The sequence below is a fragment of the Kitasatospora sp. CM 4170 genome (assembly GCF_032110285.1).
GTDB classification, from domain to species: Bacteria; Actinomycetota; Actinomycetes; order Streptomycetales; family Streptomycetaceae; genus Kitasatospora; species Kitasatospora aburaviensis.
Genome location: NZ_CP134877.1, coordinates 2,977,220 through 2,995,602, shown reverse-complemented (window position 1 = coordinate 2,995,602; position 18,383 = coordinate 2,977,220). Strand labels below are relative to the sequence as shown.

The following is an 18,383-nucleotide window of genomic DNA, read 5'->3' as shown; positions in this document are numbered from 1 at the left end:
TGGCCGCCTTGACGTACGCCTCTGGGCGTCTCGGTCCGGCGCCTCTCGGTCCGGGACGCGTATCGGCCCGACGCGTGCCGGCCGCGCGAGTGCGTCGGCCCGGCCACACCGGGGCCCGGCCGCTCCGGGGCCGCCGCAGCCCGCGCCCGCCGCCGCCCGTGCCCGCAGCCCGCGCCCGGCGCTACAGTGCCGCCCGCACCGCCGCGTCGACGTCCGGGTGCTGGAAGCGGAAGCCGGCCTCCAGCAGCCGCCGCGGCACCACCCGGTGGCTGCCGATCACCTCGACGGCCAGCTCGCCGAGCACGGCCTTGAGCGCCGCCGTCGGCACCGGGAACGGCGTCGGCCGCTTCAGCACCCGGCCGAGGGCCGCCGTCAGCTCGGCGTTGGTCACCGGCTCCGGTGCGGAGAGGTTGAAGGCGCCGCTGAGGTCCTCCCGGTCGATCAGGAACCGCAGCGCCGCGACCTCGTCGGCCAGCGAGATGAAGCTCCAGTACTGCCGGCCGTCGCCGAGCCGCCCGCCGAGGCCGAGCTTGAACAGCGGGAAGAGCCGTCCGCCGGCCCCGCCCGCGGCGGACAGCACCAGCCCGGTGCGCGGGTGGACCACCCGGACCCCGGCCCGCTCGGCGGGCCGGGCGGCGGCCTCCCACTCGACGCAGACCTCGGCCAGGAAGTCGTCGCCGGCCGGGGAGTCCTCGTCGATCACCGCGTCCCCGGTCTGCCCGTACCAGCCCACCGCCGAGGCGCTGACCAGGACCTTCGGCGGTTCCTTCAGCTCGGCCAGGGCGACCGCCAGCGTCTCGGTGCCGAGCACCCGGCTCTCCCGGATCTCGCGCTTGTAGGAGTCCGTCCACCGGTGGTCGCCGACCCCGGCCCCGGCCAGGTGCACCGCCGCGTCGACGCCGGCCAGACCGTCCCGGTCGACCTGGCCGAGCAGCGGGTTCCAGCCGATCGCCGTGGTCCCGTCCGGCTGCGGGCCGGTCCTGGAGCGGTGCCGGACCAGCCGGACCACCTCGTGGCCGTCCGCCAGCAGCGAGCCGACGAGCGCCGTGCCGATCAATCCCGTGGAGCCTGTGACCGCGATTCGCATGGGGCCATCCTCGCAGCCGGGGGCCGTCCGGCCGGGCAGCCCCGGGGGCGCGCCCCGACCGATCGGGTCGGCCCGGCGGTGGCCGAAATTCCGTATCCGGCCGGGACGCCGCTGACTAGCATGGCGCGCATGCACGCCGAAGATCTGATCATCCGCCCCGCGCAGGCCGCGGACGAGAAGGAGCTCTCCGAGCTCAACCGTGCCGCCTGGTCCTGGCTGAGCGACGTCTCGCCGCAGCCCGCCGAGGACGACAGCGTGTTCGACGAGCGCCACACCCCGGACCAGTTCCTGATCGCCCGGCTCGACGGTCGGCTCGTCGGCTACATCCGGGTGGTCCCGCCCACGCCGCTGGCCAGCAACGGACACGTGCGGCAGATCCAGGGCCTCGCGGTCGGGGCCGAGGCCCGCGGCCGGGGGATCGGCCGGGCGCTGATCGAGGCCGGCTGCGCGGCGGCCCGGGCGGACGGCGCCCGCCGGATCACCCTGCGCGTGCTGGGCCACAACGCCCCGGCCCGCCGCCTCTACGAGTCCTGCGGCTTCGTCGTCGAGGGCTCGCTCGCCGAGGAGTTCCTGATCGACGGCGCGTACGTGGACGACATCTGGATGGCCCGCCCGCTGACGGCCTGAAGCCCGGGCCGCCGAGCTCGGGCCCGGCCCGCGTGCGACCAGCGCACACGACCCCCGGCCCGACCGGCGCACAAACCTCCGGCCCGGCCCGCGCACAAACCCCCGGCCCGGGCCGCGCACAAACCCCCGGCCCGACCTGCGCGCACCACCCCCGGCCCGTGCACGACCCGAACCCGGCTCGCGCACTGCCCGCACACCCTGCGCGCACCGCCCTGACACGGCACTGACAACTCGTCAGATTCGGTGTGCGGGTGGTGCAGAGTCGTGACAAACCCAACCTGTCTGGAGTAGCACCGCGCCGGGTACCGTACGGCCGTGAGCAACTCGACGCCTCCCGGGTGGTACCCGGTACCGGGAACGGACGGCACGGCCGGCCATGAGCGCTGGTGGGACGGCAGCGCCTGGACCAGCGACGTCCGCCCCGTCCAGGCGGGCGGCGGCCAGATTGCCGACGCCCCGACGCAGGTCTCCTGGCAGGCCGCGCAGCCGCCGGCCGCGCCGCCCTCCTACGGCTACGGCGCCCCGCAGCAGGGCTCGCCGGGGTACGGGTACCCCACGCAGGCCCAGCCCTCCTACGGCTACCCGCAGGGCTCCTACCCGCCGCCCCCGCAGCCCGGCCGGATGAAGGCCGGTGCGGTGGTCGGCATCGTGGTCGGCGTACTGGCCGTGGTCGGCGTGGTGGCCGCGATCGCCCTGAACAGCGGCGGCGACCCCAAGGCCGACCCGGCGCCGAATCCGACGGTCACCGTGACGACCAACCCGAGCCCGACCGCGAGCCCGAGCCCGACCCGGAAGCCCACCCCCACTCCCACTCCCACGCCCACGCCGAGCCTGCCGCCGATCCCGGTGCTCAAGGAGACCGCGACCGACAGCCAGCACTCCATCACGGTGCCGGTCTACCAGGGCTGGGACGCCTCGACCGACACCACGCACTCGACGGTCTTCCTGGGCAGCGGGCGCTACACCTGCCCGGGCGGCGGCTCCTGCATCCGCGGACAGTTCTCGATCGAGAAGGACACCATCTCGGGCACCTCCGCCCGGGCGGCCGCCGAGGCGGCGATGCCCACCTACGCGTCGGCGATCTTCAACAACGTCACCTCGCACACCGACGCCGGCTCCTCCAACACCACGGTGGCGGGTGTCTCGGGGTACGCGGTCCGCTGGCACATCACCACCTCGGACGGGACCAAGGGGTACATCCTGCTGGTGGCCGTCCCGGCGAAGGGCGGCGGCTACGTGGCCTTCGAGGGCGGCGTGGACGACGACCCGAGCGCGCCCGACCCCTCCGTGCTCGACCAGATCCTCAAGGGCATCAAGCAGGACGGCAGCGCCTCCGGCTCCGGCGCCTGAGCCGGTCCGCCCGCCCGGCCGGCCGGCGCGGAAGCAGGCCGGCCGGCGACCCGGCCGGCCCTGCCCAGCGACCGGCCCGCCAACCGGCTTGGCTGACCACCGGCCGGACCGCCCACCGGCTCGCCCGCGCTCAGTCCCCGTAGCGCTCCCAGAGCTTGGGAAACCGTTTCGCCATGGCGTCCGGGTCGTCGAAGTCCAGGGCCGGGCCGGCCGGCCGCGCGGGCTGCCGCCCGCCCACCTCGGGCAGCGGCAGCCCGGTCAGCTGCTCGTACGCCTCGTCGGCGGCGTAGCCGAGGTCCTCGGCCTCGCCGTCCTCCTCCTCGTCGAACTCGGGGAGCAGGTCGGCCAGGTCGTCCGGCTCGTGCAGCCCGCCCTCGAACACGTCCCGGCCCTGGCCGATCAGCCAGCAGCGGAAGTAGTCGAAGCTGTCGTCGGAAGCGCCGCCCAGGAGCAGGTAGGCCGCACCCCACAGGTCGGTCCGGTACGCGCGCTGGAACCGCGCCTCGAAGAGCCGGGCGAAGTCGATGACGTCGTCCGGGGTCAGTTGGACCAGCCGCTCCACCAGGCGGTCGGCCTGTTCGTCCGGGTCGCCCTCGGCGTCCTCCCGGGTGTCGTCGATGATCTGCCAGAAGTCGGTCTCGTCCATCACCGCTCCAGCATCCCCGTTCACCCGCGCCCGCGCATGCGATGGGGCCGCGAACCGCCCGTTCTACCGATCGCCCGGGCCGGGTCCGGCCCGGCCACCGCCCGGGGCCCCGGACGCGCGGAACCCCGCGCCGTCCGGGGACGACGCGGGGTTCCGGTACTTCCGGGGAGCCTTACAGGCCGAGCTCGACCTCGAACTCGCCGGCCTCCAGGATCTCCTTGACGGCCACCAGGTAGCGGGCGGCGTCGGCGCCGTCCACCAGGCGGTGGTCGTAGGAGAGCGACAGGTAGGTCATGTCGCGGATGCCGATGGCGGTGCCGCCCTCGGCCTCGATGACGACCGGGCGCTTGACGGTCGCGCCGATGCCCAGGATGGCGACCTGGTTCGGCGGCACGATGACGGTGTCGAAGAGCGCACCGCGCGAGCCGGTGTTGCTGATGGTGAAGGTCGCACCGGACAGCTCGTCCGGGCTGATCTTGCTCTCGCGGACCTTGGTGGCCAGCTCGGCGGTCTTCTTGGAGATGCCGGCGATGTTGAGGTCGCCCGCACCCTTGATGACCGGGGTCATCAGACCCTTCTCGGAGTCCACCGCGATACCGATGTTCTCGGTGTCGAAGTAGGTGATGGTGCCCTCGGACTCGTTGATCCGGGCGTTGATGACCGCGTGGCTCTTCAGGGCCTGGGCGGCGGCCTTGACGAAGAACGGCATCGGGGACAGCTTCACGCCCTCGCGGGCGTGGAAGGAGTCCTTGGCCTTGGCGCGCAGCGACATGATCTTGGTGACGTCCACCTCGACCACGCTGGTGAGCTGGGCCTGCTCGTGCAGGGCCTTCATCATGTTGTCGCCGATGACCTTGCGCATGCGGGTCATCTTGACCGTCTGGCCGCGCAGGGCGGACGGCGCGGCGGCGGCCTTCGGAGCGGCGGCGGCCGGGGCGGCGGCGACCGGGGCCGGGGCGGCCTTGGCGGCCTCGGCGGCGGCCAGGACGTCCTGCTTGCGGATGCGGCCGCCGACACCGGTACCGGTGACGGAGGACAGGGCGACGCCCTGCTCGGCGGCGAGCTTGCGCACCAGCGGGGTGACGTAGGCGTCACCGGCGTCGGCCACCGGGGCGGCCGGGGCGACCGGAGTCGGGGCGGCCACCGGAGCGACCGGGGCCGGGGCGGCGACCGGAGCCGGGGCCGGAGCGGCCGGCGCAACCGGAGCCGGAGCAGCCACCGGGGCGGCCGGGGCAACCGGGGCCGGAGCCGGGGCAGCGACCGGAGCCGGGGCGGCCGGGGCGACCGGAGCCGGGGCCGGTGCCGGGGCGGCCGGGGCGACCGGGGCCGGAGCGGCGGCGACGGCACCCGCGGCACCGATCAGCGCCAGCTGGGCGCCGACCTCGGCGGTCTCGTCCTCGCCGACCAGGATCTTCACCAGGGTGCCGGCGATCGGCGACGGGATCTCGGTGTCGACCTTGTCGGTGGAGACCTCGAGCAGCGGCTCGTCGACCTCGACGGTGTCGCCCTCGGCCTTCAGCCAGCGGGTGACGGTGCCCTCGGTGACCGACTCGCCCAGCGCCGGCAGCAGCACCGGGGTGGCGTCGGCGGCCGGAGCGGCGGCAGCGGCGGGCGCGGCCGGAGCCTCGGCGACCGGGGCCGGGGCCGGGGCGGCGGGCGCCTCGGCGACCGGAGCGGCCACCGGGGCCGGCGCGGCGGCGGGCGCGGCCTCGGCGGCCGGAGCCGGGGCGGCCACCGGGGCACCGGAGCCGTCGTCGATGATCGCCAGCTCGGCGCCGACCTCGACGGTCTCGTCCTCGCCGACCTTGATCGAGGCCAGGATGCCCGACGCCGGGGCCGGGATCTCGGTGTCGACCTTGTCGGTGGAGACCTCGAGCAGCGGCTCGTCGACCTCCACCCGCTCACCCTCGGCCTTCAGCCAGCGGGTGACCGTGCCCTCGGAAACGCTCTCGCCCAGCGCGGGCAGTGTTACTGAGACCGCCATGGTTTCAGCGACTCCTATCAAGTCTTGCGTACTGGAATGGGGAAATTGGGGGCGTGATCAGTCGTGCGCGTGCAGCGGCTTGCCGGCCAGCGCCAGGTGCGCCTCGCCCAGGGCCTCGGACTGGGTCGGGTGGGCGTGGATGAGCTGCGCGACCTCGGCCGGCAGGGCCTCCCAGTTGTAGATCAGCTGAGCCTCGCCGACCTGCTCGCCCATGCGGGCGCCGACCATGTGGACGCCGACCACGGCGCCGTCCTTGACCTGGACGAGCTTGATCTCGCCGGCGGTCTTCAGGATCTTGCTCTTGCCGTTGCCGGCCAGGTTGTACTTGAGGGTGACGACCTTCTCCTTGCCGTACAGCTCGACGGCCTTGGCCTCCGAGATGCCGACCGAGGCGACCTCGGGGTTGGAGTAGGTCACGCGCGGGACGCCGTCGTAGTCGATCGGCACGGGCTTCAGGCCGGCCAGGCGCTCGGCGACCAGGATGCCCTCGGCGAAGCCGACGTGGGCGAGCTGCAGGGTCGGGGCGAGGTCGCCGACCGCGGAGATGGTGGGCACGTTGGTGCGCATGTACTCGTCGACGAGGACGTAGCCGCGGTCCATCGCGACGCCGTTCTCCTCGTAGCCGAGGCCGGCCGAGACCGGGCCGCGGCCGATGGCGACGAGCAGCAGGTCGGCGTCGATCTGCTTGCCGTTCTCGGTGGAGACGCGGACACCGGTCTCGGTGTACTCGACGCCGGAGAAGCGGGCCTTCAGCTCGAACTTGATGCCGCGCTTGCGGAACGCGCGCTCCAGCAGCTTGGAGGAGTTCTCGTCCTCCAGCGGGACCAGGTGCGGCAGCGCCTCGACGATGGTGACCTCGACGCCGAAGGACTTCCAGACGGAGGCGAACTCGACGCCGATCACGCCGCCGCCGAGGATGACGGCCGACTTCGGGATGCGGTCGAGCTTGAGGGCGTGGTCGGAGGAGATCACGCGGTCGCCGTCGATGGTCAGACCGGGCAGCGACTTCGGGACCGAGCCGGTGGCGAGGACGATGTGGCGGCCCTCGATGCGCTGGCCGTTGACGTCCACCGAGGTCTGCGAGGAGAGCTTGCCCTCGCCCTGGATGAAGGTCACCTTGCGGGAGGCCACCAGGCCCTGCAGGCCCTTGTACAGGCCGGCGATGACGTCGTCCTTGTACTTGTGGACGCCGTTGATGTCGATGCCCTGGAAGGTGGCCAGCACGCCGAACTCGGCGGCCTCCTTCGTCTCGTCGGCGATCTCGGCCGCGTGCAGCAGTGCCTTGGTCGGGATGCAGCCGCGGTGCAGGCAGGTGCCGCCCAGCTCACCCTTCTCGACCAGGGCAACGCTCAGACCCAGCTGAGCGGCGCGGAGCGCCGCGGCGTAACCGCCGCTTCCGCCTCCGAGAATGACTACGTCGAAAACGGTGCTGGCGTCGTTCGCCACGTCACGTCCTCCATGCAATGGGGTGGGTCGCCGGGCCGGTCGCGGTCCGGTGGGTCGGAAGCCTTTGTGGGGCGCCCAGTCGTGCCGGAAATACATCTTCGCACTTGTTCGCGGCGGCTGATGTCCGGGTCCACCCCAGGGGTGTCCCACAGGGTGGTCACCGGGGTGGCCGAGGCCCCGACGGAAGGGCATCGTCGCAGCTCAAGGCGGGGTTGACAGCGGCCTGGGCGGGGCTCCGGGGGCCCTGGCACCCGACCGCTTCCGCACTGTGGAACAAAGTTTCGCCCGCAGCGAACAGGGGTGCGGGCTGCGCGTTCGTTGCCTACTCGCAGGTAACGGCGCTACCGGCGGGTAGGCGGTGCGGAAAGCCGGACGGGGTCCGGCGCACGAGCGCCGGACCCCGTCGGGGGCGGACTGCGATCAGGCCTTGTCGCCCGCCGCGGTCCGCTCCGCGAAGCGGACCAGGGTGCGCACCGCGCTCGCGGTGCCGCCCTTGGGGGTGTAGCCGAACGGCGCGCCCTCGTGGAAGGCCGGGCCCGCGATGTCCAGGTGGGCCCAGTCGATGCCCTCGGCCACGAACTCCTTCAGGAACAGGCCGGCCACCAGGCCGCCGCCCATCCGGTCGCCCATGTTGGCCAGGTCGGCGATGGTCGACTCGGTCATGCCCTTGCGCAGCTCGGCCGGCAGCGGCATCGGCCAGGACTGCTCGCCGGCCTCGCCCGCGAGGGTGTGCAGGGTCTCGCGCAGGTCGTCGTTGTTGGCCATCACACCGAAGGTGCGGTTGCCGAGCGCCAGCACCATCGCGCCGGTCAGGGTCGCCACGTCGACGATGACGTCCGGGTTCTCCTCGCCGGCCCGCACGATGGCGTCGGCCAGCACCAGGCGGCCCTCGGCGTCGGTGTTCAGCACCTCGACGGTCTTGCCGCCGTACATCTTCAGCACGTCGCCCGGACGGGTGGCCGAGCCGGACGGCATGTTCTCCGCCAGGGCGAGCCAGCCGGTGACGTTGACGGCCAGGCCGAGCCGCTTGGCGGCGACCACGGCGGCGAAGACGGCGGCGGCGCCGGCCATGTCGCACTTCATGGTCTCGTTGTGGCCGGCCGGCTTCAGCGAGATGCCGCCCGAGTCGTAGGTGATGCCCTTGCCGATGAAGGCCAGGGTGGCCTTGGCCTTCGGGTGGGTGTAGGCCACCTTCACCAGCCGCGGCGGGTTCACCGAGCCGTTGCCGACGCCCAGCAGGCCGCCGAAGCCGCCCTTGACCAGGGCCTTCTCGTCCAGCACCTCGACCTTGAGGCCGTGCTCCTTGCCGGCCGCCTGGGCGATCGCGGCGAAGCTCTTCGGGTTCAGGTCGTTCGGGGCGGTGTTGACCAGGTCGCGGGCGCGGTTCATCTCCTCGCCGACGACCGCGGCGCGCTCGACGGCGGCCTTGGCGTCCTTGCTGCCCTTGCGGGCGGCGAGCAGGACGAGCTCGCCCACCGGCTCCTTGCCGTTGCCGTTGCCCTTGTAGGTGCCGAAGGCGTACGAGCCGAGCAGGCCGCCCAGCGCGACCGCCTCGATCTCCTCGGCCGACTCGGCGGGCAGGACCAGCGCGGCCTTCTTGCTGCCGGCCAGGGTGCGGGCGGCGACACCGGCGGCGCGGCGCAGCGCCTCCAGCTCGTAGCCGTCCTCGGCGGCCTCGCCGAGGCCGACCGCGAGCACGAGCGCGGCCTTGAGGCCGGCGGCGGAGGGAACCTTGACGGTCTCGCCCTCGGCGCCGGTCGCGCCCAGGGTGCTGAGGACCTCGGCCAGCTTGCCCTCGAACGCCTCGTTCACGGCCTCGGCGCCGGGAGCCAGCACAATGCCCTTGGGGCCCTTCGCGACACCGATCACCAGGGCGTCCGCGCGCAGCGAGGCGGCGGCGGAGGTGCTCACAGACAATGCAGTCACGTAATGCGTCCTGTTCTTTCGCGGTCCACGACCGGTCGCGGCGTGGCTGCCGCACCGGCGCAGCAGGCTGCCGCGGCGGGCCTGCCGCCGGCGCGGGTCGGGTCCGGGGCCCCTGGCGCGGGCGCCCGCCGGTCGCGGCGGCCGCACACACCGGAGACCCCGGCTCCTCGACGGGGCCGGGCGGGCAGGGCCTGCGACGCTGCAGGGCTGCGGTGCTCACCGCATGGTAGTCCGCATGGTGGGATCACGCGCCGCCGGTCTCCGAGCTGGGGTCGCGGGCTTCCCGGCCTTGTGGCCGACGGGGGTTCAGCCCAGCAGGGCCAGCGTCAGCAGCGAGCCGGTCGCGGCGGTCTCCGCCATCGCCCCGAGCACGTCCCCGGTGATCCCGCCGAACCGCCGGACGCAGCGCCGCAGCAGCAGCCAGGAGCAGCCGACCCCGACCGCAACGGCCACCGGCAGCCGCAGTGCTGACCATCCGTCGGCCGCAGCGAGGGCGGCCAGGAGCAGCGCCGCACCCGCCGTCGAGGCGGCGGCCGCGGCCGGGTCGACGGTGCCCGCCACCATCGCCCCCAGACCGCCCGGCCGGGCGGCCGGCACCGACCGCAGGCAGCCCCAGCCCAGGGCGCAGCGGGCGGCCGCGGCCGCGGTCAGGACGGCGAGCCCGCCGCGCGCCGGGGAGACGTCGAACTGCCCGGTCAGCGCGGCGACCTGGGCCAGCAGCACCAGGACCAGCGTCAGTACGCCGAACGGACCGATGTCGGACTGCTTCATGATGCGCAGCGCATCCTCGGCGGGTCTGCCGCTGCCCAGCCCGTCGGCGACGTCGGCCAGCCCGTCCAGGTGCAGCCCCCGGGTCAGCGCGGCCAGGGCGGCGACGGCGGCCACCGCGCCGAGCGGAGCGCCCGCGCGCCAGCCGAACAGCGCACCCGCGCCGGCCGCGATCGCGCCGAGCACCAGTCCGACCAACGGGGCGGAGACCATCGCCCGCCCGGCCGCCGGGCGGTCCCACCGCTCGACCCGGACCCGCAGCACCGACAGCGTGCCGAACCCGAACCGCAGCCCGTCCGCCCACGACGCCGGCGCGGCCGGCGGCTCGTCCCGCATGCCCCACCGCTCCTTCGTCCCGATCACCGACCGCCGCGGTCCGGCCGGGGTCGTGCCCGGAGGCTTCGAGCGGCCCGGCCTCGACGGCCCTTCCCCGGCCGTCCGCTACGGACGGCCCAGCAGCTCCGCCGCCGTCGGCAGCTTCGCCGGCTCCTTCGGGGCCGCCGGGACGAACGCCACCGGCGCGTGCTCGGCGAGCGCGTCCGCCGCGGCCTGCAGCAGCGGCAGCGCCATCAGCGCGCCGACGCCCTCGCCCATGGTGATGCCCTGCTCCTGCATCGGCGTCAGCGTCAGCCGGTCGTACGCCTTCGCCTGGGCCGGCTCGCCGCTGGACTGCCCGGCCCGCCACCACTCCGGCGCCCGGAACGCGATCCGCTGGGCGACCAGTGCGCACGCCGCCGAGACCACGCCGTCCAGGACGACCGGGAGCTTGCGCACGGCGGCCTGCAGCAGGAAGCCGGTGATCGCGGCGAAGTCGGCGCCGCCGGTGGCGCCGAGCAGCGCCAGCTGGTCGCCGAGCACCGGCCGGGCCCGCCGCAGCGAGTCCCGGACGGTCGCGCACTTGACCATCCACACCTTGTCGTCGATGCCCGAGCCGCGCCCGGTCACCGCGGCCGCGTCCGTCCCGCAGAGCGCGCCGACCAGCACCGAGGCCACCGTCGTGGCGCCGACCCCGAGGTCGCCGAGGACCACCAGGTCGGTCCCGGCGTCGGCCTCCTCGTCGGCGACGGCCATCCCGGCCCGGAACGCCGCGGCCGTCTCCTCAGCGGTCAGCGCGTTCTCGGTGTCGATCCGGCCGGAGCCGCGCCGCACCCGGTGCGCCACGACCTCGGCGGGGAAGTCCGCGGGGTCCGCGTCCACCGCGACGTCGACCACCCGCACCTCGGCGCCGAAGCGCCGGGCCAGCAGGGCCACCGGCGCCGTGCCGTCGAGCACCGCCCGCACCCGGGCCGCGGTGCCGCCCTGCGCGGGCAGCCGGGACACACCGAGGGCCGCCACCCCGTGGTCGGCGGCGAACAGCAGCACCTTGGGCGCGGAGAGCGGGCGGACCGGGGAGCGGCCCTGCACGGAGGAGAGCCAGCTGCCCAGCTCCTCCAGCCGGCCGAGGCCGCCGCGCGGCCGGTCCAGCGCCTGCCAGCGCTCCTCGGCGGCCCGCCGGGCACTCTCGTCGGGGCGCTCGACGAGCGAGGAGAACGTATCGAGATCCACGGTCGTGTCCATCGCGTCGAAGGCTACACGCCGCCGGAGTTCAGCCCGCGGCGGGCTTGACGGTCAGCACCTGCCCGGCCACCACCAGCAGCACCCGCTCCGAGGAGTCGGCCACCGCCATGTTGAGTCGGCCCAGGGTGTCGCGGAAGCGGCGGCCCGCCGCGGTGGCCGGGACGACGCCCATCCCGACCTCGTTGCTGACCGCGACCACCCGGCGGGCCGTCCCCGCCCACGCCGCCGCCAGGGCCGCGCACCGCCGCTGCACGGCGGCCTCGCCGCCGTCCGCCCACACCGCGTCGTCCCAGGCGCCGCACTCGTCCATCACCGCGGTCAGCCAGAGGGCCAGGCAGTCGATCAGCACCGGAGCCGGGTCGGCGGTGTCGGCCAGCACCGCCTCCAGGTCGCAGGTCTCGGCGGTGCGCCAGCTCGCCGGGCGCCGCTCCCGGTGCAGCTCGACCCGCTGCGCCCACTCGGCGTCGCCGTCCCGGGTGCCGCTGGTGGCGACGTAGAGCACGTCCGGGTACGCGGCGAGCAGCTGCTCGGCCTTGGTGGACTTGCCGGAGCGCGCGCCGCCGAGGACCAGCGTGCGGGGGAGTGCGGGGTGGGGCGTCATGCGGCCATCCTGCCGGACGAGGCATACGGAAGATCGGGCCGGGCAGGCTAAGGTGCGCAGCACACAGCTCAGTACAGCGGTCGTCGGCGGGAGGAGCCGGGCATGGTCTGGACGTGGCGGTACGAGAAGGCGGACGGCACCGAGGTGGCCGCTCCGAACGGCCAGGAGGAGTTCGCGGGGCAGGGGGACGCCGAGACCTGGATCGGCGAGACCTGGAAGCAGCTGGCCGAGGACGGCGTGGACACCGCGGTCCTGCTCGACGACGGCCGGGAGATCTACTCGATGAGCCTGCACGAGGCCTGAGCGGTCCCGGGGCTTCTCCGCGGGGACGGGTCCCCGGCCGCGCCGCCCCTACTTGGCGCCGAACACGTGCAGCAGCGCGGCGACCTGCCGGTACGGGTCGGTGCGGCCGGCCCGCTCCTCGGCCTCCAGCAGCTGGGCGAGCTGCCGCCCGTCCACCGGCGGAGCCATGTTCTCGGGGGTGTTGTCGGTGAAGACCCGGACGCCGTACCAGTGCCGCAGCGGCACCGACACCTCGGAGAGGGTGACGGCGAGGTCGGAGAGCCGGTCGGCGCGGGCCGCCAGCCCGAGCCGGTTGTAGTACCGGTCGGTCTCGAAGGCGTGCAGGGCGGCCCGCCAGTCCCCGGCGGCGGCGGGCCGCAGCGCCAGGGCGTCGCGGTTGCGCACGAGCAGGGAGAGCAGCCCGCCGGGGGCCAGCAGCCGGGCCAGCGAGGCGATCATCGGGTCCGGGTCCGGCAGGTACATCAGGACGCCGTGGCAGAGCACGACGTCGAAGCTGCGCGGCCCGAACCAGCGCCCGCACTGGTGGCCGTCGCCGCTGAGCAGCTGGACGCGGTCGCGGACCTCGGGCGGCTCCTCGGCCAGCGCGGCCTGGGCGGCGCCGAGCGCGATCGCGTCGGAGTCTATGCCGGTGACGTAGTGGCCGGCCCGGGCCAGGCGCAGGGCCTGGGTGCCCTGGTCGCAGCCGATGTCGAGGACGCGCTGGGCGGTGCGGCCGGCGAGCTGTTCGGCCAGCTGCCGGGCGACCAGCTCCTGCCGGACGAGGTTGCGCAGGTCGCCGTGGCGGTCCGGCCGCGGGGCGTTGCCGCCGGCGAAGGAGCCGCTGCGCGAGGGCAGTCGGCGCTCCTGGGCGAGCCGGTCGTGCCCGCCGTCCCCCTGGCCCGGAAGCGCGTACAGGCCGGGCCCCTCCCAGGTAGGAGGGGCCCAGCCGGAGTCCACCGGTTCGGCGGTCAGGGCTTCTCCCCGCGCCGCACCTGCGGCTTGGGCAGCCGCAGCCGGCGCATCTGCAGGATGCGCATCAGGCCGTAGGCGACCGCGCCGCGGGTGTTCTGGCCGGCGAAGCGCACGCCGAGCTGCTTGCGCAGCCCGAGGCCGAGCCGGAAGAAGTCCAGGATCACCAGCACGAAGAAGAGCAGGAACAGCACGGTGGAGAGCAGCTGGAGGGCCGGCACCTTGACGATGCTGAGCACCAGGATCACCACCGCGGCGGGCAGGAAGAACTCCGCGAGCGACCAGCGGGCGTCCACGTAGTCGCGGACGAACTTGCGCACCGGGCCCTTGTCACGGGCCGGCAGGTGGCGCTCGTCGCCCTCCAGCAGCGCGGTGCGCTGCTTCTCGCGCTCGACCCGCATCTTGTCGCGGGCCTGGCGGGCGGCCTCCTTGCGGTCCTTGGGCACGGTCACGCGGGTACGCCGGTTGGCCTCGGCCTCACTGCGCTTGGGCGTGGGGCGGCCCTTCTTCGCCTGCGGGTCGCGCGGCTGGGTCGTCTGGTCCTGCTCCAGCACGGCGGCGGAGGCAGCGGCATCATCTGAACGGCGTCGGAACACACCACCAGCGTACGGGGTGCGGAGCGGCTTCTCCGGGTGCCCTTGGACCCAAACACATATCGATCGGGACCGGCCGCCGCCGCGGGCGGGCTTCCGGGGGTGTTCCCGTAGGGGATCACTCGGGTGGAGGAGAACGGGGATGAGGGGCGGATCCACCCCGGGGATGAGGCCCCCACCGGGTGCGCTGTAGCAGTCTTGTTGCAGGCAGGTGCACTGCGGCGACGGGCTCGCTGCACATACACTCGTCGTGTCTGGTAACGAGATAGAGACCGCAGGCCGGAGAAGGGGGCACCCGAGGCCCATGAGCGACGGAATCATGAAGCGTATGGGGCTGATCTTCCGCTCCAAGGCGAACAAGGCCTTGGACCGGGCGGAGGATCCGCGTGAGACGCTGGACTATTCGTACCAGAAGCAGCTCGAACTGCTGCAGAAGGTACGTCGCGGCGTCGCGGACGTGGCCACCTCGCGCAAGCGCCTGGAGCTCCAGCTGACCCAGCTGCAGCAGCAGTCCGCCAAGTACGAGGACCAGGGCCGCAAGGCGCTCTCGCTCGGCCGGGAGGACCTCGCCCGCGAGGCACTCACCCGCAAGGCCAACATGCAGTCCCAGATCACCGACCTGGAGACGCAGTACCAGCAGCTCCAGGCCGAGGAGGAGAAGCTCACGCTCGCCTCCCAGCGGCTGCAGGCCAAGGTCGACGCCTTCCGCACCAAGAAGGAGACCATCAAGGCCACCTACACCGCGGCCCAGGCGCAGACCCGGATCGCCGAGTCCTTCTCCGGCATCTCGGAGGAGATGGGCGACGTCGGCCTGGCGATCCAGCGGGCCGAGGACAAGACCGCGCAGATGCAGGCCCGCGCGGGCGCGATCGACGAGCTGCTGGCCTCCGGCGCCCTCGACGACGCCAGCGGTCTCGGCCGCAAGGACGACATCGAGGCGGAGCTGGAGCGCGTGGCCGGCGGCTCGGACGTCGAGCTGGAGCTGGCCCGGATGAAGGCCGAGCTGACGGGCGGCTCCCCGGCCTCCGGTCCGCAGGCCATCGAGCAGGGCCGGCCGCAGGACGCCGCCCCGCAGCAGGACACCCCGCGCATCAACTACAACAAGTGATCTGAGCTTCACCCGACCGACCAGGGAGACGCACGGCATGATCATGAGGGTCATGGGGGAGGGCCAGTTCGAGGTGGGCGACGCCCATCTGAACCGGCTCAACGAGCTCGACGAGGAGCTCCTCGCCGCGCTGGAGTCGGGGGACGAGGACCACTTCCGGCGGGCGCTCGGCGAGCTGCTGGGCGCCGTGAAGCAGCACGGCAGCCCGCTTCCGGACGACTCCCTGGAGCCGTCCGACCTGATCCTCCCGAATGCCGATGCGACGATCGACGAGGTCCGGCGGCTGCTGCGGGCCGAGGGTGACGGCCTGATCCCCGGCATCCCCGAGTAGCCGACGTCTCGCTCCGGACGCCAGACGACGAAAGGGCGGGCCCCCTCCACACGGAGGGGGCCCGCCCTTCGGTCGTTGCGACCGGGGGCGGGGCCGGCTACGGCAGGGCGAGCATCCGGTCCAGCGCCGCCTTGGCGTACTTCTCGGTCTCCGGGTCGACGGTGATCACGTTCGGCACCCGGCCCTCGACCAGCGACTCCAGCGCCCAGACCAGGTGCGGCAGGTCGATCCGGTTCATGGTCGAGCAGAAGCAGACCGCGCGGTCCAGGAAGACGATCTCCTTGTCCGGGTGCGCCTTGGCCAGGCGGCGGACCAGGTTCAGCTCGGTGCCGATGGCCCACTTGGAGCCGGGCTCGGCGGCGTCCAGCGCCTTGATGATGTACTCGGTGGAGCCCACCATGTCGGCGGCCGCGACGACCTCGTGCTTGCACTCGGGGTGCACCAGCACGGTGACGCCCGGGATGCGCTCGCGCACGTCGTTCACCGAGTCCAGCGAGAACCGGCCGTGCACCGAGCAGTGGCCGCGCCAGAGGATCATCTTGGCGTCCCGCAGCTGCTCGGCGGTCAGGCCGCCGTTCGGCTTGTGCGGGTTGTACAGCACGCAGTCGTCCAGCGAGAAGCCCATCTCGCGGACCGCGGTGTTGCGGCCGAGGTGCTGGTCGGGCAGGAAGAGCACCTTCTGTCCCTGCTCGAACGCCCACTCCAGGGCGCGCTTGGCGTTGGAGGAGGTGCAGATGGTGCCGCCGTGCTTGCCGGTGAAGGCCTTGATGTCGGCGGAGGAGTTCATGTACGAGACCGGGACGGTCACGTCGGCTATGCCGGCGTCGGTCAGCACGTCCCAGCACTCGGCGACCTGCTCGGCGGTGGCCATGTCGGCCATCGAGCAGCCGGCCGCGAGGTCCGGGAGGACGACCTGCTGGGCGTCGGTGGTCAGGATGTCCGCGGACTCGGCCATGAAGTGCACACCGCAGAAGACGATGTACTCGGCCTCGGGCCGGGCGGCGGCGTCCCGGGCCAGCTTGAAGGAGTCGCCGGTGACGTCGGCGAACTCGATGACCTCGTCGCGCTGGTAGTGGTGGCCGAGGATGAAGACGCGGTCGCCGAGCGCGGCCTTGGCCGCCCGGGCGCGCTCGACGAGGTTCGGGTCGGAGGCGGGGGGGAGGTCTCCCGGACACTCGACGCCGCGCTCGCTGTTCGGGTCGGCCTCGCGGCCGAGCAGCAGCAGAGCGAGCGGCGTCGGGGTGGGGTCGACGCCGTAGGTCTCGGTGGTGGTGGTCACGGGCGGGTGCCCTTCTGTGCGGCCGATCAGTCGGTGCAGCCTTCTCGTCTATCTGACGCTATCTATGATAACCGGTTAGCGTCAGACTGACGATGGCCATCCTGTCGATGTGACGAGAACCGCTCGCCGGATCGGTGCCCTCCGGTGGCCGGAGGAAAGATCCGCCGGGCCCGGCGTGGCCGGATCGATATCCACGGGCGGCCGGGTATGGCTGTGCCCCATGAAGGCAATCGCGATCCGCCGCTACGGCGGCCCCGAGGTGGTCGAGTACACCGAGCTGCCGGACCCCAAGGTCGGGCCGGACTCGGTCCTGGTGCAGGTCAGGGCGGCCGGGGTGAACCCGGTGGACTGGAAGGTCCGGGAGGGCCGGCTGGACGGCCTGATCGACGCGCACTTCCCGCTGGTGATGGGCTGGGACGCGGCCGGGGTGGTCCGCGCGGTGGGCGGCGGGGTGACCGAGTTCGAGCCCGGCGACGAAGTCTACGGCTACGTCCGCAAGGACGCCGTCGAGCACGGCACCTACGCCGAGCTGGTCGCCGCGCCCGTCCGCACCCTGGCCCACCGGCCCGCCGCCCTGGACTGGGCGCAGAGCGGCGGCCTGCCGCTGGCCGGGCTCACCGCCCTGCAGGCGCTGCGCGCGGTCCGGGTCGGTGCCGGCGACACCGTGCTGGTGCACGCCGCCGCGGGCGGGGTCGGCCACCTGGCCGTGCAGCTCGCCCGGGCCTTCGGAGCCCGGGTGATCGGCACCGCGGGCGAGCGCAACCACGACTACCTGCGCGGGCTGGGCGCCGAGCCGGTGGCCCACGGCGAGGGCCTGGCCGAGCGGGTCCGCGCGCTGGCCCCGGACGGGGTGGACGCGGCCGTGGACCTGGTCGGCGGCGGTGCCGCCGGGCTCTCGGCCGCCCTGGTGGCCGATCCGGCCCGGATCGCCTCGGTGGCCGACTACGGCGTGCGGGCGCTCGGCGGGCAGTACGTCTGGGCCAGGCCGGACGCCGCCGGGCTGGCCGAGCTGGCCGGGCTCGCCGACGCCGGCCGGCTCACCGTCACGGTCGCCTCGACCTTCCCGCTCGCCCAGGCCGCCTCGGCGCAGGCGCTGAGCGCCGAGGGCCGCACCCGCGGGAAGATCGTCCTGCTGACCGGCTGACGGCCGCGGGGGCACGGGTGGACACGGACGGTGAACGGCCCGGAACGGACCGGGAACGGGCCGCCCACCGGCCGCGGACCGCCCACCGGCCGTCGTCGGCAAGCCGTGAACTCGGTCATGGCATCCGCCAGAATGGGTGCCGAACCGTTTCGGCGGCCTACCGACCCCACCCGCCGATCCCGTACGACCTGTGGAGCCCCGCACCGATGAGCAGCAGCCGAGCGCACGAGACGGTCGGGGCCGACCTCGACGAGACCGACCGTCTCCTGCTGGCCCGGCTGGGCGCCGACGGCCGCGCCTCCTACGCCGAGATCGGCCTGCAGGTGAACCTCTCCGCCACCGCCGTCCGCCGCCGGATCGACCGGCTGCGGGCGCGCGGGGTGGTCCGCGGCTTCACCGTCGTCCTCGACCCCTCGGTGCTCGGCTGGCAGACCGAGGCCTTCGTCGAGGTCTACTGCCGCGAGCGGACCGCCCCCGAGGAGATCCTGGCCAGCCTGCGGCAGTTCCCCGAGGTGGTCGCCGCCTGGACGGTCACCGGCGACCCGGACGCCCTGGTCCACCTGCGCGCCGTCGACATGCGCCACCTGGAGGCGGTCATCGAGCGGATCCGCCGTGAGCCCGGCGTCCAGCGCAGCCGCTCCTCCGTGGTGCTCTCCCAGCTGATCGGCTGACCCTCCCGTCCGGC

General features: G+C 73.9%; 18 protein-coding genes. 7 read left to right on the top strand and 11 right to left on the bottom strand.

Annotated features, from left to right (window positions below; translation table 11 throughout):
• Nucleotides 1–181 precede the first annotated feature (181 nt).
• Nucleotides 182–1,087 (bottom strand): TIGR01777 family oxidoreductase, encoded by a 906-nt coding sequence (locus RMN57_RS12190; RefSeq protein ID WP_313763415.1) that lies wholly within the window; start codon nucleotides 1,085–1,087, stop codon nucleotides 182–184.
• 120 nt (nucleotides 1,088–1,207) lie between these two features.
• On the opposite strand from RMN57_RS12190, the gene RMN57_RS12185 reads away from it, so the two are divergent.
• Both RMN57_RS12185 and RMN57_RS12180 read left to right on the top strand, forming a co-directional pair.
• Nucleotides 1,208–1,714 carry a GNAT family N-acetyltransferase gene (locus RMN57_RS12185; protein ID WP_313763414.1) on the top strand — a complete coding sequence of 169 codons (507 nt, stop codon included), beginning with the start codon at nucleotides 1,208–1,210 and terminating at the stop codon, nucleotides 1,712–1,714.
• 315 nt (nucleotides 1,715–2,029) lie between these two features.
• Nucleotides 2,030–3,064: a DUF2510 domain-containing protein gene (locus RMN57_RS12180; RefSeq protein ID WP_313763413.1), complete on the top strand. Its 1,035-nt coding sequence runs from the start codon at nucleotides 2,030–2,032 to the stop codon at nucleotides 3,062–3,064.
• Between the two features lie 130 nt (nucleotides 3,065–3,194).
• Here the strand turns inward: RMN57_RS12180 and RMN57_RS12175 are convergent, their stop codons facing one another.
• From RMN57_RS12175 to cobU, 7 genes are all read right to left on the bottom strand, one after another.
• Nucleotides 3,195–3,710 carry a DUF4240 domain-containing protein gene (locus RMN57_RS12175; RefSeq protein ID WP_313763412.1) on the bottom strand — a complete coding sequence of 172 codons (516 nt, stop codon included), beginning with the start codon at nucleotides 3,708–3,710 and terminating at the stop codon, nucleotides 3,195–3,197.
• A 172-nt stretch (nucleotides 3,711–3,882) separates the two neighbouring features.
• Entirely contained in the window at nucleotides 3,883–5,694 is a 1,812-nt protein-coding gene (gene sucB / locus RMN57_RS12170; protein WP_313763411.1) for a 2-oxoglutarate dehydrogenase, E2 component, dihydrolipoamide succinyltransferase, read from the bottom strand.
• 57 nt (nucleotides 5,695–5,751) lie between these two features.
• Nucleotides 5,752–7,140: a dihydrolipoyl dehydrogenase gene (gene lpdA, locus RMN57_RS12165; RefSeq protein ID WP_238740491.1), complete on the bottom strand. Its 1,389-nt coding sequence runs from the start codon at nucleotides 7,138–7,140 to the stop codon at nucleotides 5,752–5,754.
• 420 nt (nucleotides 7,141–7,560) lie between these two features.
• On the bottom strand, nucleotides 7,561–9,066 hold the full coding sequence (locus RMN57_RS12160; RefSeq protein ID WP_313763410.1) for a leucyl aminopeptidase: 1,506 nt from the start codon (nucleotides 9,064–9,066) through the stop codon (nucleotides 7,561–7,563).
• Between the two features lie 306 nt (nucleotides 9,067–9,372).
• Entirely contained in the window at nucleotides 9,373–10,170 is a 798-nt protein-coding gene (locus tag RMN57_RS12155) for an adenosylcobinamide-GDP ribazoletransferase (RefSeq protein WP_313763409.1), read from the bottom strand.
• A gap of 105 nt (nucleotides 10,171–10,275) precedes the next feature.
• Complete coding sequence (locus tag RMN57_RS12150) at nucleotides 10,276–11,391, bottom strand: nicotinate-nucleotide--dimethylbenzimidazole phosphoribosyltransferase (protein ID WP_313763408.1); 1,116 nt, start codon at nucleotides 11,389–11,391, stop codon at nucleotides 10,276–10,278.
• Between the two features lie 28 nt (nucleotides 11,392–11,419).
• Nucleotides 11,420–11,992, bottom strand: a complete 573-nt coding sequence (gene cobU, locus RMN57_RS12145; RefSeq protein WP_380233548.1) for a bifunctional adenosylcobinamide kinase/adenosylcobinamide-phosphate guanylyltransferase — start codon at nucleotides 11,990–11,992, stop codon at nucleotides 11,420–11,422.
• 102 nt (nucleotides 11,993–12,094) lie between these two features.
• On the opposite strand from cobU, the gene RMN57_RS12140 reads away from it, so the two are divergent.
• Nucleotides 12,095–12,295, top strand: coding sequence for a hypothetical protein (locus RMN57_RS12140; protein ID WP_313763407.1), 201 nt, complete (start codon nucleotides 12,095–12,097; stop codon nucleotides 12,293–12,295).
• 48 nt (nucleotides 12,296–12,343) lie between these two features.
• Here RMN57_RS12140 and RMN57_RS12135 read toward each other — a convergent pair whose 3' ends face one another.
• Nucleotides 12,344–13,066, bottom strand: coding sequence for a methyltransferase (locus RMN57_RS12135; protein ID WP_313767798.1), 723 nt, complete (start codon nucleotides 13,064–13,066; stop codon nucleotides 12,344–12,346).
• A gap of 176 nt (nucleotides 13,067–13,242) precedes the next feature.
• Nucleotides 13,243–13,839: a DUF3043 domain-containing protein gene (locus RMN57_RS12130; protein ID WP_313763406.1), complete on the bottom strand. Its 597-nt coding sequence runs from the start codon at nucleotides 13,837–13,839 to the stop codon at nucleotides 13,243–13,245.
• A gap of 301 nt (nucleotides 13,840–14,140) precedes the next feature.
• Here RMN57_RS12130 and RMN57_RS12125 point away from each other — a divergent pair, with 301 nt between their 5' ends.
• Both RMN57_RS12125 and RMN57_RS12120 read left to right on the top strand, forming a co-directional pair.
• Nucleotides 14,141–14,944: a PspA/IM30 family protein gene (locus tag RMN57_RS12125; RefSeq protein ID WP_238740479.1), complete on the top strand. Its 804-nt coding sequence runs from the start codon at nucleotides 14,141–14,143 to the stop codon at nucleotides 14,942–14,944.
• 37 nt (nucleotides 14,945–14,981) lie between these two features.
• Nucleotides 14,982–15,275: a PspA-associated protein PspAA gene (locus RMN57_RS12120; RefSeq protein WP_313763405.1), complete on the top strand. Its 294-nt coding sequence runs from the start codon at nucleotides 14,982–14,984 to the stop codon at nucleotides 15,273–15,275.
• 97 nt (nucleotides 15,276–15,372) lie between these two features.
• Here RMN57_RS12120 and nadA read toward each other — a convergent pair whose 3' ends face one another.
• Complete coding sequence (nadA, locus tag RMN57_RS12115; protein ID WP_313763404.1) at nucleotides 15,373–16,554, bottom strand: quinolinate synthase NadA; 1,182 nt, start codon at nucleotides 16,552–16,554, stop codon at nucleotides 15,373–15,375.
• A gap of 220 nt (nucleotides 16,555–16,774) precedes the next feature.
• Between nadA and RMN57_RS12110 the strand changes: the two genes are divergently transcribed.
• Nucleotides 16,775–17,698 (top strand): NADP-dependent oxidoreductase, encoded by a 924-nt coding sequence (locus tag RMN57_RS12110; RefSeq protein WP_313763403.1) that lies wholly within the window; start codon nucleotides 16,775–16,777, stop codon nucleotides 17,696–17,698.
• A gap of 206 nt (nucleotides 17,699–17,904) precedes the next feature.
• A complete protein-coding gene (locus tag RMN57_RS12105; protein WP_313763402.1) occupies nucleotides 17,905–18,369 on the top strand; it encodes an Lrp/AsnC family transcriptional regulator in 465 nt (154 codons plus the stop codon).
• Nucleotides 18,370–18,383 lie beyond the last annotated feature (14 nt).